This is a genomic window from Sporocytophaga myxococcoides DSM 11118 (assembly GCF_000426725.1).
GTDB classification, from domain to species: Bacteria; Bacteroidota; Bacteroidia; order Cytophagales; family Cytophagaceae; genus Sporocytophaga; species Sporocytophaga myxococcoides.
Genome location: NZ_KE384561.1, coordinates 448902 through 469406, shown reverse-complemented (window position 1 = coordinate 469406; position 20505 = coordinate 448902). Strand labels below are relative to the sequence as shown.

The 20505-nt window shown below is 34.8% G+C and carries 18 protein-coding genes; 9 read left to right on the top strand and 9 right to left on the bottom strand.

The window, feature by feature from the left end:
- The first annotated feature begins 3 nt into the window (after positions 1 to 3).
- A complete protein-coding gene (locus tag K350_RS0126000; protein WP_028982422.1) occupies positions 4 to 1110 on the top strand; it encodes an ABC transporter permease in 1107 nt (368 codons plus the stop codon).
- A gap of 17 nt (positions 1111 to 1127) precedes the next feature.
- Entirely contained in the window at positions 1128 to 2246 is a 1119-nt protein-coding gene (locus tag K350_RS0125995) for an ABC-2 transporter permease (protein WP_028982421.1), read from the top strand.
- A 51-nt stretch (positions 2247 to 2297) separates the two neighbouring features.
- Here K350_RS0125995 and K350_RS30460 read toward each other — a convergent pair whose 3' ends face one another.
- Complete coding sequence (locus K350_RS30460; protein WP_051313721.1) at positions 2298 to 4136, bottom strand: alpha-amylase family glycosyl hydrolase; 1839 nt, start codon at positions 4134 to 4136, stop codon at positions 2298 to 2300.
- Positions 4137 to 4349: 213 nt separating this feature from the next.
- Here K350_RS30460 and K350_RS0125985 point away from each other — a divergent pair, with 213 nt between their 5' ends.
- The 3 genes from K350_RS0125985 to K350_RS0125975 all read left to right on the top strand — a co-directional run bounded on the left by K350_RS0125985 (position 4350) and on the right by K350_RS0125975 (position 8445).
- Complete coding sequence (locus K350_RS0125985; RefSeq protein ID WP_028982420.1) at positions 4350 to 4922, top strand: Crp/Fnr family transcriptional regulator; 573 nt, start codon at positions 4350 to 4352, stop codon at positions 4920 to 4922.
- Positions 4923 to 5165: 243 nt separating this feature from the next.
- The gene (locus K350_RS0125980) at positions 5166 to 6203 is read left to right on the top strand and encodes a hypothetical protein (RefSeq protein ID WP_028982419.1); all 1038 of its coding nucleotides are present in this window, start codon (positions 5166 to 5168) and stop codon (positions 6201 to 6203) included.
- Positions 6163 to 8445, top strand: a complete 2283-nt coding sequence (locus tag K350_RS0125975; RefSeq protein WP_028982418.1) for a hypothetical protein — start codon at positions 6163 to 6165, stop codon at positions 8443 to 8445. Before K350_RS0125980 ends, K350_RS0125975 begins: the two co-directional genes overlap by 41 nt.
- 349 nt (positions 8446 to 8794) lie before the next feature.
- Here K350_RS0125975 and K350_RS0125970 read toward each other — a convergent pair whose 3' ends face one another.
- Positions 8795 to 9130 (bottom strand): YegP family protein, encoded by a 336-nt coding sequence (locus K350_RS0125970; protein ID WP_037577294.1) that lies wholly within the window; start codon positions 9128 to 9130, stop codon positions 8795 to 8797.
- Positions 9131 to 9232: 102 nt separating this feature from the next.
- Between K350_RS0125970 and K350_RS0125965 the strand changes: the two genes are divergently transcribed.
- On the top strand, positions 9233 to 10243 hold the full coding sequence (locus tag K350_RS0125965) for a helix-turn-helix transcriptional regulator (RefSeq protein ID WP_028982416.1): 1011 nt from the start codon (positions 9233 to 9235) through the stop codon (positions 10241 to 10243).
- A gap of 161 nt (positions 10244 to 10404) precedes the next feature.
- Here K350_RS0125965 and K350_RS0125960 read toward each other — a convergent pair whose 3' ends face one another.
- The 3 genes from K350_RS0125960 to K350_RS0125950 all read right to left on the bottom strand — a co-directional run bounded on the left by K350_RS0125960 (position 10405) and on the right by K350_RS0125950 (position 13866).
- Positions 10405 to 10752, bottom strand: coding sequence for a YegP family protein (locus K350_RS0125960; protein ID WP_028982415.1), 348 nt, complete (start codon positions 10750 to 10752; stop codon positions 10405 to 10407).
- 150 nt (positions 10753 to 10902) lie between these two features.
- Positions 10903 to 13221: a choice-of-anchor Q domain-containing protein gene (locus K350_RS0125955; protein ID WP_028982414.1), complete on the bottom strand. Its 2319-nt coding sequence runs from the start codon at positions 13219 to 13221 to the stop codon at positions 10903 to 10905.
- A gap of 258 nt (positions 13222 to 13479) precedes the next feature.
- On the bottom strand, positions 13480 to 13866 hold the full coding sequence (locus K350_RS0125950; protein WP_028982413.1) for a nuclear transport factor 2 family protein: 387 nt from the start codon (positions 13864 to 13866) through the stop codon (positions 13480 to 13482).
- A 65-nt stretch (positions 13867 to 13931) separates the two neighbouring features.
- Between K350_RS0125950 and K350_RS0125945 the strand changes: the two genes are divergently transcribed.
- Entirely contained in the window at positions 13932 to 14873 is a 942-nt protein-coding gene (locus K350_RS0125945) for an NAD-dependent epimerase/dehydratase family protein (RefSeq protein ID WP_028982412.1), read from the top strand.
- Positions 14874 to 14905: 32 nt separating this feature from the next.
- Positions 14906 to 15439: a GNAT family N-acetyltransferase gene (locus K350_RS0125940; protein WP_028982411.1), complete on the top strand. Its 534-nt coding sequence runs from the start codon at positions 14906 to 14908 to the stop codon at positions 15437 to 15439.
- A 24-nt stretch (positions 15440 to 15463) separates the two neighbouring features.
- On the opposite strand, the gene K350_RS0125935 is transcribed toward K350_RS0125940, so the two are convergent.
- The 3 genes from K350_RS0125935 to K350_RS0125925 all read right to left on the bottom strand — a co-directional run bounded on the left by K350_RS0125935 (position 15464) and on the right by K350_RS0125925 (position 17876).
- A complete protein-coding gene (locus K350_RS0125935; RefSeq protein WP_028982410.1) occupies positions 15464 to 15928 on the bottom strand; it encodes a VOC family protein in 465 nt (154 codons plus the stop codon).
- Positions 15929 to 16182: 254 nt separating this feature from the next.
- On the bottom strand, positions 16183 to 17088 hold the full coding sequence (locus K350_RS0125930; protein ID WP_028982409.1) for a class I SAM-dependent methyltransferase: 906 nt from the start codon (positions 17086 to 17088) through the stop codon (positions 16183 to 16185).
- 128 nt (positions 17089 to 17216) lie between these two features.
- Positions 17217 to 17876 (bottom strand): sterol desaturase family protein, encoded by a 660-nt coding sequence (locus tag K350_RS0125925; RefSeq protein ID WP_081671153.1) that lies wholly within the window; start codon positions 17874 to 17876, stop codon positions 17217 to 17219.
- Between the two features lie 515 nt (positions 17877 to 18391).
- Here K350_RS0125925 and K350_RS0125920 point away from each other — a divergent pair.
- A complete protein-coding gene (locus K350_RS0125920; RefSeq protein ID WP_245598700.1) occupies positions 18392 to 19207 on the top strand; it encodes an alpha/beta hydrolase in 816 nt (271 codons plus the stop codon).
- Positions 19208 to 19366: 159 nt separating this feature from the next.
- Here K350_RS0125920 and K350_RS30455 read toward each other — a convergent pair whose 3' ends face one another.
- Positions 19367 to 20341 carry a bifunctional methionine sulfoxide reductase B/A protein gene (locus K350_RS30455; RefSeq protein WP_211236782.1) on the bottom strand — a complete coding sequence of 325 codons (975 nt, stop codon included), beginning with the start codon at positions 20339 to 20341 and terminating at the stop codon, positions 19367 to 19369.
- Positions 20342 to 20505: the final 164 nt, after the last annotated feature.

Here is a 20505-nt window from a genome sequence, read left to right as displayed (position 1 = left end):
GAGATGAAACAATTTTTGGTATTTGTAAGAAAAGAATTTTATCATGTACTGCGTGATAAGAAGACTTTATTGATCTTATTTGGAATGCCAGTTGTTCAGATACTTTTATTTGGTTTTGCTTTGACCAATGAAGTGAAAGATTCTCCAATAATAGTGGTAGACTATGCTCGTGATGTAGCTTCTCAGTCTATTATCACAAGGTTGGGAGCCAGTCAGTATTTTAAGCTTAAAAGAAATGTCTTATCTCAAAAGGAAATAATTGAGAGTTTCAGAGACGGAAAGATTAAAGCTGCAGTGGTCTTTCCTGATCATTTTAATGAAGATCTTGAGCATATGAACAAAGCTCAGATACAAATACTTACGGATGCTTCTGATCCTAATACAGCAACTTTGGTTAATAACTACGTATCAGCGATCGTCAGGGATTATCAATCTGACCGTACAGAATTAATGGCTGTTCCTTATCAGATTGTACCAGAGGTAAGAATGTTGTATAATCCTCAATTGCTGGGGGCTCCCAATTTTGTTCCTGGTGTGATGGCTTTGGTTCTTATGTTGGTTTGTGTGATGATGACTGCTATTTCCATTGTGAAAGAAAAAGAAATGGGGACCATGGAGGTTTTACTTGTTTCTCCTTTTCAACCTTTTCTAGTGATATTATCTAAAGCTATTCCATATATAGCGCTATCATTGGTGAACCTGGGAGCCATCCTCTTGTTAAGCGCATTTCTGCTGGAGTTGCCTGTAAAAGGAAATCTTTTACTATTAATAGGAGAAAGTACACTTTTTATTATATGCTGTCTGAGCCTTGGTATACTTATCTCTATCAAAGCCAGGTCTCAACAGGTTGCCATGATGATCTCCCTGGTTGGGATGTTTCTGCCCACCGTTTTATTCAGTGGATATATGTTTCCGATAGAAAATATGCCTCTTCCTTTACAGATAATATCAAATATTGTTCCTTCAAAGTGGTATTACATCATCGTAAAATCAATAATGATCAAGGGCGTGGGATTTATGTATCTATGGAAAGAGACTTTAATTCTTATAGGGATTACCACAGTATTTCTGTTGGTTAGTCTCAAAAGTTTTAAAATCAGGTTAGAGTAAAAGATGCTATTCCGGTTATGAGAACATTGATCTTCTTATTAAGAAAAGAATTTAAGCAGATATTCCGTGATAAAGCCATTCTGGCTATCATATTTGTGATGCCTTCAGTTCAGCTGATAGTGATGCCATTGGCGGCTAATTATGAGGTGAAGAAGATTAATCTGGCTGTTGTTGATCATGATAAATCGACTTATACTCAAAAGCTGATATCTCAAATCACTAGTTCCGGTTATTTCCGATTACAGAGTTATAATGCTTCTTATGATCAGGCTTATGAATCAATAAAGTCTGATAAAGCTGATCTTATATTAGAAATTCCTCATGGGTTTGAAAGGAATCTGGTACGAGAAAATAAAGAAAAAATTTTTATTGCTGTAAATGCTATTAATGGTACTAAAGCAAATCTCGGAGGAGCTTATCTTTCAACTATCATAAGCAATTTTAATAATGAAATCCGAATGAAGCTCACCGTGGGTTCCAGGTTCAGTCAGGTACCAACGATTGAAATAGCTTCCTCAAACTGGTTCAATGTGCACATGAACTATCGGTTGTTTTTTGTTCCTGGTATTCTGGCTTTGTTGGTTACATTGGTGGGTAGCTTTCTTACTGCTCTGAATATCGTCCGGGAGAAAGAAGTAGGAACAATAGAACAAATTAATGTTACCCCAATAAAGAAACACTATTTTATACTTGGAAAGCTGATTCCTTTCTGGGTACTAGCGAATGTAATATTCACGATCGGACTGCTTCTCGGAAGACTGGTATATGGGATTGTTCCTGCTGGAAATATAGGTCTTTTATACCTGTTTGTAGGAGTATATCTTCTCGCGGCTCTCGGCTTTGGATTGCTTATATCTACCTTTGCTGATACCCAGCAGCAAGCCATGCTGATCATGTTCTTTTTTATGATGGTCTTTATATTAATGGGAGGATTGTTTACTCCTATAGAAAGCATGCCGCAGTGGGCGCAGATTGTAACCAAATTTAACCCGGTAAGATACTTTATAGAAGTAATGCGTATGGTTATTCTCAAAGGTAGCACGCTGAGGGATGTGGCTTCTCAGTTTATTGCAGTAATTGTGTTTGCCGTTTTCCTCAATGGCTGGGCTATATTGAATTATAAAAAGACCAGTTGAATAGCATCAGGAAAACCACTTTTAAAGTTTACCTGATGCTTATTATTTTAATCAAAGATTAACCTCATACTGAGGAAGCGATATTTCGTCCTGCGAATAAACAAGGAAGCTGTAAGGACCAATGTTAATCAAACCGTTAAAAGCTTGTCCATCTTTCTCTCCTTCTTGTGCTTCAGTATCAAAACTTGAATGATTAGTGAATTTTTCATCAAATCCTTCCCAATCACTGTTAAATCTGGCTTTCCAAATGCCATTGCAAGGAAGACCAATTGAATAGCCATTATGCGCTTTATTAGCGAAATTGAAAATTATAATGACGCTATCTTTAGGACCACCTTTATCCCATCTGTGCATGGCCAGTATTTTATCTTCATTGTTTACATGAAAGATTTGTACAAAGGAACCGGATAATCCTGCTGTTGTGCCATGAAGGTTTCTTCTTAGTGCAATCATTTCCCGATACATGTGCACTATACCATCAAATTTGTCAGCCCTGCACCAGCTTAAAGGCTTTGTATCCTCAAACCATCTATCCTCAAGAAATTCCTGTCCTTGAAAAATCATCGGAATACCGGGAGATGTAAATACAAGTCCGGCCCCCAGGGTAGATCTTTTTTTAGAAAACCAGCTGCCCACTTTCCCTGGCCATATTTCTTCCGGAACTCTGGCCTTACCATTGGCTACTTCATCGTGGGATTCAGTATAAATTACACGATGCATGTGATCTCCGTTATAGTATTTATTGATTGCATTGCATATGGCAGACATATCTCTTGAATTGTCTTCCATCGTAATGATTGCATCCCGCACCGGATGGACAAAGTTCATATCCCATTGTGTGTCAAATCCAGCTCCACCTACTGAAGTATCTTTGGTTACCCATTCATTTCCTGTAAGATCTTCAGCAATAGTAAGTGCTTCAGGTTTGGCTTTTTTTACTTCTTCATTTATCCACTGTAGTATGCTCCAGGCTTCAGGAATGTCGGTAGCAGGATTGTTTACTTCGCCTTCCACATTTCTCATATATAAAACCGAGTCGAATCTCAGTCCATCGACATGATACTCATTAATCCACATCAGCGCATTGTCCTTGAGAAATGTTCGTACCTCACCTCTTCCGAAATCCGGACGGGTATTGCCCCATGGAGTTTTAGATTTCCAGTCATTATAAAAGTAAATGCCTCCACCTTCATTTTCACTCCATCCGTCAAATTGCCATAGATCAAGATCTCCGGGGCCGAAATGATTATAAACAACATCCAGAATAACTCCGATGTCATGTTTGTGCGCTTCCTTCACAAGATCTTTAAAACCTTTAGCTCCACCATAATCACTTTCTATAGCATAAGGATAGGATGGATTGTAGCCCCAAGAGAAACTTCCCGGAAATTCAAGTGGAGGCATTATCTGAATAACATTTATTCCAAGTTCTTTGAGATAAGGCAGCTTCTCTATAACACTTTTAAAATCGCCAGGTGTTCCGTCGGCTATAGTATTAAAGGTTCCGACGTGCATTTCATATATGACGAGCTTGTTCCAGGCTTCCAGTTTGAAACTGTCGTTTTCCCAGTCATAGTGTGGATCTACAATGATAGAATTACCAGCAGAATTGGTTAATTCTTTTGCATAAGGATCATTTTTAATAAGCTCCTTGTCTCCATTGATAATCCTGTATTTATACTGATCTCCGAATTTTGCTTCTGGTATTTCCACAAACCAATTGCCAGCTCCGTCACTTTCCATTGGATTTTTATCAGGTGAAAAATCGTTAAATGTACCGGTAACAAAAACCTTCTCTGCATTTGGTGCCCATACACAAAAAGAAATTCCATTTTCACAAGGATTTGCCCCCATTGCATAGTGGGTAGTTTTTATAGTCTCTTTTGACATAGGTTATTTTTTAAAAAATATTTAGGGTCTGAAAAGAATAACAGAGGTATTGAAAATATTGTTAATACTTAATGTCAAGCACTTGTTAATGAGTGTATTTTGTGTTTTGATGGATAATGTAAAATGTTAGATAATTATTTATTCATACATTTTGTAGACCTCAAATAGACCTGTTATTGCGTTTGGTTATATTTGATGCTGAAATATTAAGATGTGGAAAATATACTTAAGAAGATAAATCATTTATTTCCTTTGTCCCACAGGACTGTAGAGTTGCTCAGGGCAGGAATGAAGAAGATTTCTTTATCTAAAGATTCTGTTTTATTTAAAGAAGGAGAGATAAGCAGCAAGATTTATTTTTTGGAAAAAGGAGCAGTGAGAGCATTTCATTATAAAGAAGATAAGGAAATAACATTCTGGTTTGGGTTTGAAGGAGAGATGGTAATGACACTTCATAGTTATATTGAGAACAAGCCAGGTTATGAAACCATTGAACTACTGGAAGATTCTCAATTATATGAGATGGATCATAACTACCTTCAGGATTTGTATAAAGAGAATATAGAATTAGCTAATTGGGGTAGAAAAATGGCCGAAGAAGAATTTTTAAAAGCAGAAAAAAGATTTTTATCTCAGCAGTTTCAGAGTGCAAGAGAAAAGTACGAATCCCTTCTGGAACAGCATCCACGAATTACAGAAAGAGTTCAGCTTGGTTATATAGCTTCGTATTTAGGTATTAATCAAGTTACATTAAGCAGAATAAGATCAGATCTTAGACATTCATAAAGGACTTATTGACGCTGATGTTAATGAGATGGATCAAACCGCTTGCTCTAGATAAAAGTCTGTCATGAATAATTTTACGTATTCTAATTTTACAGGTTAAGTTCTTTATTTTAATAAACGAAATGAAATTTAAAATGTGAGATTTTATATGATTTGTAACGTTTAATTTGTTTGTTTTTTATTAATTTGGATGGATGTATAAGTTCATTCAATGAATGGATACTCTTTAAAAATATTTTTATAATGTATAGATCAAATTATTTACTGCTGCTCTTTCTTTTATTGCTGTTGTCTTCCTGTGATAATAAAAACAATGAAAAAGTAAGCAGAGGCTTTTACTATTGGAAAAGTAAATTTCAATTGGAAGAACGTGATCAGAAATTGCTGAAGTCTTTAAATGCTAATAAGATTTATGTGAAATTTTTTGATGTTGACTGGAATGCTACAATTAGTGAACCTATGCCATATGGCACAATTCAGTCTAAAGGAGAATTGGATAGTTCATTCAAAGTTGTCCCCACTATATTTATCACAAACCGCACATTTGAAAATCTTAATAATTATGAAGTAAGTTCTTTTTCATACAATGTACACCATAAAATAACTGAGTTATTAAATTGTTTTGAAAGTCCAATAAAGCTTAGTGAAGTGCAGATCGATTGTGACTGGAGCATGAAAACTCAGAGTAAGTATTTTGATTTTTTAGACAATCTCAAAACACGTTTTGGACATCAAGGTATTAAAGTTTCTTCAACGATCAGATTACATCAGGTGAAGTATTTTGAAAAGACAGGCGTACCGCCAGTTGACAAGGGGATGCTTATGTTTTATAACATGGGTGATGTAACAAAGGCTGACAAAGATAACTCAATATATAATATCCGAGACGCATCTAAGTACTTAGCAAAATTTGACAAATATCCTCTTTCATTGGATGTAGCGCTTCCGGTTTTTTCCTGGGCTGCGGTTTATAGAAAAGGAAAATTGATACAGTTAATTTCTGATTTTGAACCATCTCTTGTCGATAATAAAAATCTTTCAGAGGTAAAACCAAATGTTTTTCAGGCATCAAAGTCTATTGAAATGAAAACCTTTCTGGTGAAAGCAGGAGACATTATAAAGTTTGATATTATGACACCTGAAAAAACTATTGAGGCTGCAAGCCTGGTTAAGCCTCATTTAAATGATTCCGTTTCGGTAGTATTATTTGATTATAATAATTTGAATTTGAAAAGATACAATGAAAGCGACTTTGAAGATATATTTGATACTTTTAATTAGTATCATTTGCTCTATCTACCCGGTGGAAACTTTAAATGGCTGTGGTGGCTGGGAATATTATCCAACCGATAATTTCTATAATCTGGTGGATCAGGAGATTCTGGATGCTGGAGAATATCAGCCTTTTTATCTGAATCTCAATAACGATTATTATTTTTATGATGATTCTGTTTTTAGTGGAGAAGCGGCCAATATTAATGAGTGGGCAGTTTATTTCCAAAATAAGATTTCAAAAGAAAATATCAAAAAACTTGTATACGATTATCAAATATCAGATTTAAAGGCTATTGAAAATTTTGTTTTCAAGCAGAAGAAAAATAATCTTCCAGCTGAAGTATTAAGTTATTTCAGTACATCACAAGATAAAGATGTTATTCCTTACCTTTTGTATGTGAGAGAGCTGCAGCCTTATGTAACAGGAATGGATCAATGGGAAGGGTGTGCTCATGATAATACTTTTGCAACTAATTTGCTTAATCAGGGAGAAAAGATGTTCAATGGAGCACACTCTGATTTTATCAAAATGAGAATCGGTTATCAGCTTACGAGGCTAGCTCATTATAGCGGCTATTATGAAAAGGCTGTAAACTATTTTGACAAAAACGTAGCTCCATTCTCTTCAGAAAGTTCAATCAAATATAAAGCTTTGGGTCATAAGGCTGGTGCTCTCAAAGCAATTGACCAGCTTTCTGAGGCCACTTATCTTTTTTCCAGAGTATTTGCTAAATGTAATGAAAAGAGACTTGAAGCATTCAGAAGCATTGTATTTAATGGAGAAGGATTTGATGGTGCATTAGCTTTATGTAAAAATGATGATGAAAAAGTAATGCTTTACTTTCTTAATGCGCTTGAGGACCTGTCTTCGAATTTAAACGATCTTACTAATATTTATTCCATAAATCCAAAGTCCAAAGAATTGGAAGTGTTGGTGATGAGAGAGCTGAAGAAGGCTGAAAACGAATATGTAAATTCAGGTTTTGGAAATTATTCTGATCCGGACCTTAAAAATTTTATTGTCTCATGTGCTGACGAAGGTAAAGTCAGAGATGTTGCTTTGTGGAATTTCTTTGCTGGATATTTCGATTTTTTAAATAAGGATTATTCAGGTGCAGTATCTTTTCTTAATAAAATAAATTCTTCAGTTACCAATGATACGAGGCTTTTAAATCAGGTCAGAATAGTAAATACTGTAATTAAGATAGAGGAAAAAGATACAATAGATCAGGCTTTTGAAGGAATGCTTCTGAATGAATTTAGCTGGCTGGAATCAATGAAAGATAAAGACCAGTTGCCAGAAGAATTTGGAAAGGCTAAGAACTATTATCTTGTCAGATTAAGTAATAAATACCTATCCAATAATGAAAATATCAAGGCAGAGCTTGCTAAAAGTGCTTATTACGGCATTTCACTGCAAGATAATCCTGATGAAAATCTTATTGATAATTTCATTGATTATTGGAAGAAAGAAGATAAATCTCCAATGGACATTTACTTAATTGGTATGTTCCCTTATAAGCTTAGTTCTTTGTATGAGCTTAAAGGAACTTTGGCACTAAGAAAAGCTGACTTTAAAAGTGCAGTTTATTATTATAACCTCATGGATAATGGTAAAGACAATACAACCCTTTCAGGTGGAGATCCTTTTGAATTTTTAATTAATAATTGTATTGACTGTGGTTCATCAGAAAATAAACAATATACTAAGTTGAAGTTCGCCCAAAGAATGCTGGAATTGGAGAATCTTGCTTTGACAGATAAGAAGAATGCTGCTTCTTATTATTTCATGATAGGAAACGGCCTTTTTAATACTTCCTATTATGGCAGTTCGTACAACTTAACATTGTATTACAGGTCTTATGCTGATGGTGGATATTCTGAAGATGTTGTTTATACTCTTAAGAATGATGAAGGAAAGCCGGATGATGATGCTATTAAGGCTCATTATGCTTCAATAAAAGAGAGGGTAGGGAAAGCTCAAAACTTTGACTGTACAAAAGCGATGGAATATTTTCAGAAAGCCATGAGTTTGGCAAAGGATAAAGAACTGGCTGCTCAGGCTTGTTATATGGCCGCAAAATGTGAAGAAAGCAACAGGTATCAGGGCAATGTAGATATTGACAATGGTTTAGGAAAACACAAGTTTTATAGAATATTGAAAGATAAATATGCAGGTACTGAATTTTACAATGAAGTGATAGATGAGTGTAAATATTTCAATAACTATGTAAAAGATCCGATTTAAGAAGGTTAATAAATTAATACTCCTTTATGGTCATGAGGTCCTTGGAGGGGTATACTATTTATAATTCGGGCATTTTTGCCCGAATTATCAGCTAAAAGCTCCGAATTATCAGCTAAAAGCTCCGAATTATCAGCTAAAAGCTCCGAATTATCAGCTAAAAGCTCCGAATTATCAGCTAAAAGCTCCGAATTATCAGCTAAAGAGCTCCGAATTAGACCCTAAAAGCTCGAAATTTGAATTGAATAAATAAGCTCTTGCAAGACCTTACACCTGCAAGAGCTCAAAAAATAACCCTAAAAAAATAACCCTAAAAAGAACTAAAAAAGTGCTTTAAATTTTCTTTCAAATATTAATATTCATGTCCTGGAAATTCTTCTATTGCAGCTAAAGGTGCAATTTTTAAAACTGTTTCAATACCTTCCTCCCGCAGTCTTGGCGTGGGAAACATTTCACTTTTACCAATGCGTTCACCATTGGCAGATCTTAGGATAAAGTAATATTCATTGTTATTTGAAATTACCCTTTCATATCTGGAGCTTTTTAAAGCACTGGTTTTAACATGTTCTATATTTTTAATACATTCTAGCCTTGTTGCATAACCTTCGCCTGTAAGAACAATGTCTCCTTTCGCAGATTTTAACCTGTAGAAATTTAAATAAATTTGGAATTTTGGATTGGTTTCCATATCTGTTATAGCGTTTTGATTAAGTCAAAAATATATTTTGCTAACGCAAATCATTTGCGTCCCCAAAAACTAATTTTACTTTTATAAAAGAATAAAAGATTTATGGCAGGAAGTAAAAATCAGATTTCAAGGTATCAGGTAATTGACGAATGTCTTTCAGGCAAAAAAAAGTATTGGACTAAAAATGAATTAATACAAAGAATTGATGAACGAGTAGATATTAAAATCAGCGCAAGGACTCTGGATAATGATATCCACAATATGCGCTATAATGCACAGTTGAAATTTGAAGCTCCTATTGAGTTTTGTAAAGATCATAATGGGTATCACTATACAGAACCAAATTATTCTATTTATAGAATTCCTCTTAATGAGGCCCATTTAAAAGCCTTTGAATTCGCAACGGCTGTATTAGGGCAATTTAAAAACTTTGGAATCCTGAATGAATTTGCAGGAGCTGTTGATAAAGTTGTAAAGGTGGTCAATAACCTGAAAAATAAAAATTTCGATATATCTGATACTATAGTTGATTTTGAAAAGGCTCCTTACTACAAAGGTGCAGATCATTTGGAAACTTTAATCGATTGTATAAAGGATAAAAAAGTTGTAGAGATTGTCTATAAAAAGTTTAATTCAAAAACTGAAAAGAAGCATATTATTCATCCTTATCTTTTAAAGGAGTATGCAAACCGCTGGTATTTGCTTGGCCTTGGTGAAAGCAGACAAGAACTTATTACACTTGGTCTTGATAGGATTGTTAGTATTAGCATTCATGAAGGACCTTTGAAATTCAATATGTTGAAAGATTTTAGTGCAGAGGATTATTTTAAAAATACTATTGGAATAACTTATTCAAAAGCACCTGTTGAGGATGTTATTTTATCTTTTTCACTTAATCAGGCAGAATATCTGAAAACACAATACCTGCATAGTTCACAGGAGATAATTAAACAAGACGATCAAGAGTTTATTATAAAGCTGAATCTGGTACCTAATTATGAACTTGTCTCCCGAATTTTAAGCTATGGAAAAGATGTTAAAGTTATTGCTCCGGAATCATTGAAAAAGCAAGTTGGGGATTTGCTTAAAGAAGCTTATACGTATTATCAATAGTTCTAATCTTTGTAATAAGGAGTGTCTGGCAGAATGTTTTTATAACGTTGTTCTTGTCCAGGTTTATATTGAAAGATTCCTTGCAGAGATTATTCTGCAAGGAATCTTATTAAAAATGTTTCCCCAAAAGTAGTTTAAAAAGTACTGTCAAAAAAAGTAATCTAAAAAATAAAATCTGCATATCGTTCTATCATAGAGAACGGCGCTGTTCTGCTTACTTCGTCAATAGCTTCTTCTCTTGCTTCATGCGAGTAATAAATTTCACTCCTGCCAAGAGACTCCCCGTTAGCAGACCTTAGAATAAAATAATACTGATTGTTACCAAGTGAATTTTTTCGCTCATATCTGCTATCATATGGCGCACTTGCTTTTACTTGTTCTATACCTTTCTGACAGGCCTCCTGAGATACATAGCCATGTCCTGAAAGAATAACTTTTCCACTTGTAGATTTTAACCTGTAGTTAAACTGGTTATTCAAGGAGATCTGAAACTTGGGTATGAAATCCATTTATTTTTGCGTTTTGTTGATATATCAAAAGTAGCAGGAGGGGACGCAGCAGGTTTGCGTTGAGAAAAAATTTTTAAATTCGAAAAAAAGAAAAATAAAAAAGCCCTTCATTTAAGGAAATGAAGGGCTTAAAATCTAATAAAATTTATTTTATAGTTTTACAAGCTTTATCACTTTTTTGTATTGATTATCCTGACCTTCGATTTTTATAAAATAAATGCCAGATGTAAGGAATGACAAGTCTGCCTGACCTCCTGAAAGGTTGTTATAATCCTTTTCCAAGTGAACAGCACCATTGATGTCTGAAATGATAATTTTTGCATTTTCAATCTCTGGCTTAATTGTTACTTTATCAACAACAGGGTTCGGGAATACGAGTGCATCTGTTGAACTTAATGTTGTTTCCTGAGCCGACTCACGTGCCGGGTAGTTAACAATAACTTCTACTGGTAAAGAGCTTATGGATTCTCCGTAAATAGTATTAGCAACAGCTGTTATATGATAGCTTCCTGGATTTACATTTTCAAGGTTAATAGAATATGGAGCTGCAGCATCTTCTCCTAGTTTAACAGCACCATCATAAAACTCTACTTTGTTTACATAATTCTGTGATGTTGCAGGTATCAGTGAAGCATACAACTGCCCTCCAACAGCTCCACCATCAAATGCGTTTTCAATTTTAGAATCACCAAACCATAAGAATGGAGTGGTGCCTCCTGTAAAGATGATCTTTTGTATACCGATTTTAAATGATCCTGCATTGGCACTGTATGGAAGTTCGAACAAGTTTAGTTTGGTGAAGTCAATGCTGGCATCAAATGCTGATAAAGGTATTGTAATAGTTACAAATTTATTAACTGCTCCTCCAGCCTGGTTTACATATGGAGCAAGGGCTACAGGGGCTGCTAAGCTGCCATTAGGTCTTACCTGAATTTTAGTCCAGTCAGCATTACCATCAAAATCTTTGAGAGTTATTTCGAGTTTGTTGTTGCCGCCAGCAATAACGTTTTTAGTAACATGGTATATATTTACTGAATCATATCCAAGTTTAAGTTTTCTATAACCTGGCACGCTTGTAATTAACAAGTAAGCTTTTTGGTCTGAAAGTTCAGCATCTACTCTTATATTTGCAGGAGCATCAAAGTTAGCACCTGACACAGGATTTATAATAGAAATAGCTGGTGTGGAAATAAACTCATAAGCTCCGATGTCAGGTCTTGTTCTTAAGTATCCCCTTTGATCGTAAGTAGTACTATTAGTGAATTTACCACCGTTGATGCATCTGCTTCCTTCAAGCAAAGCATGAGTAGAAGTAATACCTCCATTATTCTGTAGTGGGCCTAGAAGTGGTTTTATGGGTTTTGTTACATAACCAATCTTACTTGTTGGTGCAGTGAGATTGGTTCCTTCACTTACCCCGATGAAGTTGTAACCTAAATCATTTACAGTACCACGAATCTCTCCGTCAATATTAAGAAGTTCTCCGTAGGCCTGATAATCTTCTGCGATCTGATATAAATATTCAGGTCCATTCAGAGCGATGATTGTATTTTTTATCGTTAATGTTCCTCCGCTAAATATCCCACTTCTGGCAAAGCCTCCCATAGAATTGGTAATGTTAAATGCAATAGTGGAATGTTCTATGTTTAGAACATTTACATTGTAAATCCCTGCAGGAGAACCACCTCTGGAAGAAGTAGTATTACTGCTTATTGTGCTGTTGACAATATTTAAATTGCCTGAATTCTTTATTCCTCCTGCACCTGAACTATACTCTCCGCTCGAAATATTTCTGTTTATTGAGCTATTATAAATGCTCATTGTGCCCAGGTTGGAGATACCTCCGGTTCCTGCATCCAGGAATACTCCAAAGCCTCTGTTGTTGCTGATTTCACAGTCTTTTATCACTGCTATGCCTAAATTGTAGATAGCACCGGCATCTCCTTGATATAGGCCCGTGTATACCACATTGTCTGAAATGTTAACTTTGGTCAGGGTTAGAGAACCGCTATTGTATATAGCCCCTGCTGTATTTCCTTTGATAGAAACGAACTCCATTGTAAGGTTTCCCTGAGAGTAAATTGCTCCGGAGTGCAGATCGTTATTATCATATGGCTGAATATTACCTTCGGTGATGGTTATACCGGATATAAAGGCAGTTACTGCAGGTGCTATATTTAATACAGACCATCCATTACTTCCACTGATGGAAAGTTTTTCCTGTCCAGGGCCCAGTATTACAAGGTTCTGAGAAATTGTCAGTGGTCCTTCTGATAAAAGGATTTTAGAGTTGTATACTGCTGGTGAGAAAATAATTGTATCTCCGGCTGATGCGTTATTAACTGTGGACCGCAGGGTGCCGGGGCCTTCGTCGTCGATATTGGTAACAGTGAGTTTTGTTGCATGAGATTTTACAATCCCAAGAAAGCATAGCAATGCTAAAGTAAAAATTAGTCTTCTTTTTTTCATGATTGAAAATGATTGATTGGTTGTTAAAAAAAATCAAAGCAATATACTGATAAAGAGTTGATATGCAACTGAAAGTTTAAGAAATGCAACTTTGAGTTTATCAGCTTGCTAGTGTTATATAAAAAAAATGCTGAATTTGGGTCAATAAAAATTCAGTCTTATAATACATTTAATTAGTACAAGGAATGTTAAAATCAGGCGAGTGGTGGTATAATATCAGCCCACTTCTACAGATATGTACTCTTCTCCAATAAAATATTATTGGAGAAGAGTACAACTTCCTGCAATAATTTGCCATTTGTCCTGATGCAATTGCCACACTCGAAGATATCTGTATTTGCCGTCTATTGTTTGATCTTGAAATGAACCCTTTAGTTCAATGGTTACAGCAACCACGGCAGAATGATCATTAATCTTGATCTCTCGTTCACTAGAAGAAATTTCTGCGACTTTCATTTTTCCTGTTTTGTAAGCATCCAGATCCATCGCCTTGGTAGCAGTTTTTCCATCAGGAAGGTTAAAAAGTAAATCATCATGAATCAGTTCGTTTAAAGCTGATACATCACTTTTCATAACAGCTGATAAAAGTCTGTTTTCCTGTTCCTCAATTTCCGAGAGTATTTTAAATTGGTCTGTAGATTGCATATCGCCTCTTTTAAATTTATCAGATAATATCTGTAAGTTGTGAAAATTATTACAAAAAAGTATCAATGACAAAAGTATTATTAATTGGTGGAACTGGAAAACTTGGGTTGGCGATCATTAAAGAATTAGTTAAAAATAATTGGGATATAGCCCTTTTGGTCAGGAATACCAATCAGGGAGTACTAAAAAATGAGTATTGTCTTAAGATTTTTAAAGGAGATATTTTAAGTCCGGAAACATTGGATATCCCGGTTGAATGGTCTGATATTGTAATTAATGCAAGCGGATACGTGAGTTACAGAAAAGATCTGGATAAGCTTCGCAAAATTAATGTTAATGGCACTTTTAATATCGTGAAAGCCTGTGAAAGATTTAAGAAGAAGTTGATTCATACCAGTTCAGTAGTTGTATATGGAAGCACCGAATATCCTGAAATAATGAATGAGAATTCAATTCCTGAGAAGTCCTATAAATCTGCATATGCAAAGTCCAAAATAGAGGGAGAGAAGGTGGTGCTAGATGCCAACATTCCAAGGATAATACTTCGTCCTTGCAGTCTTATTTCAGAAGAAAAGTCTACTGTTAAAAACCTTTATAAATTCTATAATAAAGGTTTTATTGCAGGCTTAAAAGGAGGAGCTGGTTTCGCTCAGATGGAAGACGCAGCAAAGGCTTACATACATGCAATTGAAAGGCTTTTACAACTAACTTCTCTTGAGCCTTTGATTTATAATCTTGGAGGAAACAATCTTAAAATTAGTGAAGTCTTTGATTGCTTTAAGCTGCTTGATAAGCGAAGGACAATTTACTTACCCAATTATGTTATGTTTCTCATAAGCTTGTTTAATGATAAAATACTTTATCCTGTTTTCTGTAAATCCCTGATTACACATGAAAACTATCAGACGGGGAATCATTTTACATTTGTTGATTCTTCAAAAGCTATGAATGAACTTGATTATGAAATAACTCCCATTGAAGCCTCAGTTAAGAAAATTATCAAATGAGCTTAAAGGATGGTTTTTACTTAATATCTAATATGAAAATATTTGTGGAAACAGAAAGACTTATCCTGAGAGAAATAGTTAGGGAAGATGCTGAAGGAATGTTTAAGCTGGATTCAGATGGAGAAGTGCTTAAATATTTACATGTAAATCCTGTTAAAAGTATAGAAGAAGTTAACGCAACGATTGATTTTATCAGGCAGCAATATTTAGAAAATGGAATTGGGCGTTGGGCAATGATTGAAAAGGATACGAATGCCTTTATTGGATGGGTAGGATTAAAACTTGTGAGAGAATCAATTAATAATATGATTAATTATTATGATTTAGGATATAGGATTATTAAAGAACATTGGGGAAATGGCTATGCATCTGAAGCCGCTCAAGCTTCTATTGAGTATGGTTTCTCTGAACTACACCTTACAGAAATTTATGCAATGGCTGATGTTGACAATTTTGGTTCTGATAAAGTTCTAAAAAAGTGCGGGTTAAAGAAGAAAGAAACATTTAATTATAATGGAAAACTTCATAACTGGTATAAGATAAATAATGAATATCAGACAGAATAATGAACTCTGTCTGATATCCTTTATTTAAGCCTTTACAACTCCATTATAAGCATCTTTTAAATCCTGAATAATGATTTTGTCCATTTTTAACATCGCTTGCATTACCCTCTGAGATTTGGAAGGATCTTTATCTCCCATTAGTTCTCCAAGGACTGGAGGGATAATTTGCCATGACAATCCGAATTTATCTTTTAGCCAACCGCATCTGCTTTTTGAACCTCCTTCGGAAAGTTTCTCCCAGAAGCTGTCGATTTCAGACTGTGTTTCGCATTTAACGAACAAAGAAATTGCTTCTGTAAATTTGAACATGGGACCTCCATTGAGAGCCATAAATTCCTGACCGTTTAATAGAAATGTCGCTGACATTACCTTGCCATCAGGCATGCGGCTCATGTTAACAATCTTTGAGTCTTTAAACAGAGAAGTATAAAAGTTGACAGCTTCTTCTGCTTGTCCGTCGAACCAAAGAAAGGGAGTGATTTTTTGCATATGTGTAAATCTTTTAAAGTCAGTAATTTATTTTTTTAAGTGAACGGTACAAAGGTAATTAGGTATAAAGGATAATTTAGGAGTCTTATTTGACAAATAAAAGGGGCAGGTGCGACATAGGTCAAATTTGGTTGAAATGATTATATTATAAATGAAAGAAGCTGCAGACCTGTATATCTGCAGCTTTCATTTACCTGGGGAGCCCTTTAGCGGACTGGCTGATGTATGTATTTATATATGGTTTTTTCAGCTCATTATTTCTTTTCAAATACAATTCTGTAATGGTCCATCAACTCTCTTTCAAAACATACCATATTCGGACTTATTTTGAATACAGCTACTTTATGTCTGAATTCTTTGTCTCTAAGATAACTAGGTACAAGACTGAGATAGTTGATATATTTTTCCAGATTAAATTCTCTGAATTTTTTTCTCCATTGTTTTATGGTTTCAATATAGTCTAACCTTCCGCTACTCATATCTATAAGATTAAAATGCTTATCTGCATTTTTTAAAATCATTTGATGGCCATATGGCAACCAGGATCCAGGAAATTGTTTTTCCATTAAAGCCAGAATATAAGCATCAGAATTTTTATCAGCATTGATATCAAATTTTTCATAAGGTATCATGTTTTTGCCAAAAACCATTGTTTGAAGGTAGAACCTCCCACCTTTAGGAAGTAAGTCTGCAACAGATTTAAAGAAGCTTTGATAGACCTCTTCCTGTTTGCCTGCTTTATATTCCTCTACCGAACAGAAATGTTCAAACGCACCTAAAGAAACAACAGCATCAAAGGTGTTGAAGTCCGATGGTTTTACTTTCCGGCAATCTTTAATGTGTACTTCAAATCCTTTACTTTTGCAAGCCTGGGCCTGCCCGTCAGATAAGGTTAATCCAATGCATTTTGCTCCTCTCGTATTTGTAGCATAATTGATAAATGGTCCCCAACCGCAGCCAAGGTCTAATACTCTGGATCCTTTTTTAATTCGCAACTGATCTGCTATATAATCATGCTTAGCTCTTTGAGCCTCTTCAAGTGTGAGTGAAAAGTCTCCATTGTATCTAGCTCCGCTGAAGTCTCCGGTTTCACCGATGCTGAGACGAAAAATTTTATCAAGTGTTGTATAGGTAAAATCCAGATCTTGTTTGTTTGCCATATGTAATTTATTATTTCGGTTAATATTGATGTATAAGTTTTAATCAGACTGTGAGGTACTAACAGATTTTGGGAATAAGAAAAATTAACCTTTCCTGTAATCAATTAATTTTTGAAGGAAATGTTTAATTATCTTCTATTTATTTTTTTAGGCATTGTTCGGAATATGTAATCCCATAAAGGAGATGACACACCAAATGCTTTTCCTGAATCCTTATAGTGATGGATACTATGGTGTATCCAGAGTATTCTTAGTTTGTTCTTTGGCGGACGATATGCGTGGACGGAATAATGAATAAAGAGGTAGGTAGTATATCCCATAACAAAGCCTGGTAGATAGGCTAATGCAAATTCATTGAAGAGCATATAAGTGGAGAATAAGAGGAGTAATGCAATAAATACCGAAAGAACCGGAGGCATTGCCAACCTACTTTTGTCCTTAGGATAATCATGGTGAACGCCGTGAATAAGATATTGAAGTCTCCTGATTTTCTTATTATTTGTCGAATTGATATGGTATAAAAATCTATGCATTACATATTCCACTAGTGTAAATGATATCATTCCCGCAAAGAATAAAATTAGAATGAGAGATGGTCCAAGGTTCGTACATGCAAATGAAAAGCAAAGCAGAAAAGATGAGAATATAATGAATATACTTATTGGTACTGCTATGTGTGTATGGGTAAGTTTTTCAAGGCTGCGATTCTGAAATAGTCTTGGGTGATCTACATTTAGTGAAGTCTTTAGTCTGGTCACTGAGTATGATGTGTTTTTACTGTTATTCATTTTTAAGTAAGACAATCATTCGTGTAAAAACCCCTATAGCGTTTTATCTTTTTTTTAAGAATAAATGTTTTTAAATGTAAAGTTATTGATTTTCAGTGGTTTTATATTGTGTTTGTGATTTGAAATATTATTGGGGAAATGAGATGATATTGAAAAGGGGGAAATGTGGAGATTAAATTTGTAGTTTGTTATCTGTTCAATTCGCTAGGAAGAATTCAGAATCTCTTCTTAAATGCTTCTGTTAAGTGCTGATGGTTCTTATATCTTATAATTTAAGAGGATCTGAGTATTAGAATGTTTTTTAGAATCAATAAGCTCTTTTGCTTTCAGCATCTTCATTTCACGAAGGTGATCAGTAACTTTGCGACCTGAAGGATGATAGCTTAGGATGAGGCAGATATGCTTTGGGATCGAGTACTAAATGATAATCCCCCAAATTATTCTTAGTAATTGTAAAACATTTTAAAGCTCCTGCGATTTCAATCAAATGCAAGGGAAGATGCAGTAAAATTGCAATGCTCACAGAATTATTAAAAATATTCCCTGATACCTCCAATAATATGGCAAAATCTAAAAGTATAGTTCTTATTCACGGAAATTTTGTGAATGATTTAACCTGGTCTGAATGGAAAACATACTACGAACAGAAAGGCTACCAAGTATACACCCCCGCAAACCCCGGACATGAAGGCAGTCCTGCGGATTTAAGAAAAACTGTTCATCCGAAATTAACTGCAACAGGATTTATTGACGTGATAAACAACCTTTCCCGGTTAATAGACTCACTACCTGAGAAGCCTTTAATTATAGGACATTCTATGGCAGGTATGGCTGTATTAAAATTAATTGAATTGGGTAAAGCAGCAGCAGGTGTGAGCATTGACGGTGCACCTCCAAAGAATGTATTTCCCCCGTTTCAAACACTTAAAACCGTCTTACCAGCTTTCGGCTTCTTCTCACTTAACAGTTACTTTATGGGTAGCCCTAAATGGTATGATTATGCTTTCTTCAATACATTATCAGAACCGGAAAAGATAAGGTCATACGAAAAATTTGCAGTTCCTGAAAGCTATAAAGTCAGCAGAGAATTGGTATTAAATTCTTTTTCCAATATTGATTTTAAAAAATCACATCAACCGATTTTATTTATAGGTGGAGGTAAAGATCATATATTTCCGCAAGCTCTCACTAAGACCATTGCAAGTCGGTATACAGACAAAAACAGTAAAGTTGATTTAAAAATCTTTGAAGACAAAAGTCATTTTATCTGCGGAGAAAGCGGATGGGAAAAGGTTGCAGATTATATCATCGACTGGTATGAGAAGTTGTAAGTCATAACGATTTATTTAAGAGGAAAAGCTCAACAGGAATAACACTATTGAGCTCTTCTTAGCTTTTCCAAATCTCATAATCAAATTTTTCCGGAATCATTTCAGAAAAAGTTCATCTATTGCCTGATTTGTGAAAGAAGTGGTAATTATTATGACACATCACTTATTTAACTTTTCCCTGAAAACCTCTCTGAATTTTTTGAGTTTTGGATCAATTATATTAAGGCAATATCCACCTTCAGGATTCTTGTTATAGTAATTCTGATGATACTCTTCCGCCTTGTAGAATTGATTATAAGGAGCTATTTCAGTGATAATTTTATTGTCAAAATATTTCTGAGCTTCTTCAATCACTTTAGTTGTCGCTGTTTTTTCTTCTTCATTTTTATAGAAAATAATGCTTCTGTATTGAGTGCCCTGGTCAGCTCCTTGCTTGTTTAGTGTTGTGGGATTGTGAGTAGATAAATGAATTCTTAATAAATCTTCATAATTGATTTCTGAAGGTATATAAGTAACTTCAATTACTTCAGCATGTCCTGTTTTTCCACTGGATACTTCCCTATATGTAGGATTAACAGTAAGTCCGCCACTATAACCGCTTTCAACCTTTACAACACCTTTTAGCTGTTGAAATAAAGCTTCAGTACACCAAAAACACCCACCTCCAAATACAGCTTTACGTTCCTCTGACTTTATTTTCTCCAAAGAGACAGCATTGATGCAATAACGTAATCCGGAAGGAGGAGGACCATCCTGAAAAACATGCCCAAGGTGCGCACCACAAGTATTGCAGGTAACCTCTACTCTGTACATTCCGAATGCAATATCCTTATGATATGCAATTGCATTTGCTTTGATAGGTTGTGTGAATGAAGGCCATCCGGTATTGCTTTGAAATTTTTCCCCGCTGTCGAATAGAAGCGTATGACAACATACACAGGCATATTTACCCGGCTCAAAAAGATTACACATATCAGAACTATGTGCCCGCTCAGTGCCTTTCTTTCTGGTAATATAAAATTGTTCTTCAGAGAGGACTTGCTTCCATTCCTGTTCTGATTTATTTACCCGTTGATCTGGTTCCGGATTACCATGATTAACAAATTTTATTACGTCGATCCACTTAAGTATCATCTTAAAATGAAATTATTTGTTTAATATAAATATAACAATTAGACCTTCTAATTTATCTTTTTCTTATAGAATAAAATCAAATGTCCTTGAAGAAATATTTAATTCCAATAATGAATTTATAATCAAATAATATTTTAATAATTTGCTCAAGATATTAAATGGTT

Bases quoted from the DNA above. Each gene is read 5' to 3' on its own strand.
- K350_RS0126000 (WP_028982422.1), top strand. From the start codon at position 4: ATGAAACAATTTTTGGTATTTGTAAGAAAAGAATTTTATCATGTACTG.
- K350_RS0125995 (WP_028982421.1), top strand. From the start codon at position 1,128: ATGAGAACATTGATCTTCTTATTAAGAAAAGAATTTAAGCAGATATTC.
- K350_RS30460 (WP_051313721.1), bottom strand. From the start codon at position 4,136: ATGTCAAAAGAGACTATAAAAACTACCCACTATGCAATGGGGGCAAAT.
- K350_RS0125980 (WP_028982419.1), top strand. From the start codon at position 5,166: ATGTATAGATCAAATTATTTACTGCTGCTCTTTCTTTTATTGCTGTTG.
- K350_RS0125975 (WP_028982418.1), top strand. From the start codon at position 6,163: ATGAAAGCGACTTTGAAGATATATTTGATACTTTTAATTAGTATCATT.
- K350_RS0125970 (WP_037577294.1), bottom strand. From the start codon at position 9,130: ATGGAAACCAATCCAAAATTCCAAATTTATTTAAATTTCTACAGGTTA.
- K350_RS0125965 (WP_028982416.1), top strand. From the start codon at position 9,233: ATGGCAGGAAGTAAAAATCAGATTTCAAGGTATCAGGTAATTGACGAA.
- K350_RS0125960 (WP_028982415.1), bottom strand. From the start codon at position 10,752: ATGGATTTCATACCCAAGTTTCAGATCTCCTTGAATAACCAGTTTAAC.
- K350_RS0125955 (WP_028982414.1), bottom strand. From the start codon at position 13,221: ATGAAAAAAAGAAGACTAATTTTTACTTTAGCATTGCTATGCTTTCTT.
- K350_RS0125950 (WP_028982413.1), bottom strand. From the start codon at position 13,866: ATGCAATCTACAGACCAATTTAAAATACTCTCGGAAATTGAGGAACAG.
- K350_RS0125945 (WP_028982412.1), top strand. From the start codon at position 13,932: ATGACAAAAGTATTATTAATTGGTGGAACTGGAAAACTTGGGTTGGCG.
- K350_RS0125940 (WP_028982411.1), top strand. From the start codon at position 14,906: ATGAAAATATTTGTGGAAACAGAAAGACTTATCCTGAGAGAAATAGTT.
- K350_RS0125935 (WP_028982410.1), bottom strand. From the start codon at position 15,928: ATGCAAAAAATCACTCCCTTTCTTTGGTTCGACGGACAAGCAGAAGAA.
- K350_RS0125930 (WP_028982409.1), bottom strand. From the start codon at position 17,088: ATGGCAAACAAACAAGATCTGGATTTTACCTATACAACACTTGATAAA.
- K350_RS0125925 (WP_081671153.1), bottom strand. From the start codon at position 17,876: ATGAATAACAGTAAAAACACATCATACTCAGTGACCAGACTAAAGACT.
- K350_RS0125920 (WP_245598700.1), top strand. From the start codon at position 18,392: ATGCTCACAGAATTATTAAAAATATTCCCTGATACCTCCAATAATATG.
- K350_RS30455 (WP_211236782.1), bottom strand. From the start codon at position 20,341: ATGATACTTAAGTGGATCGACGTAATAAAATTTGTTAATCATGGTAAT.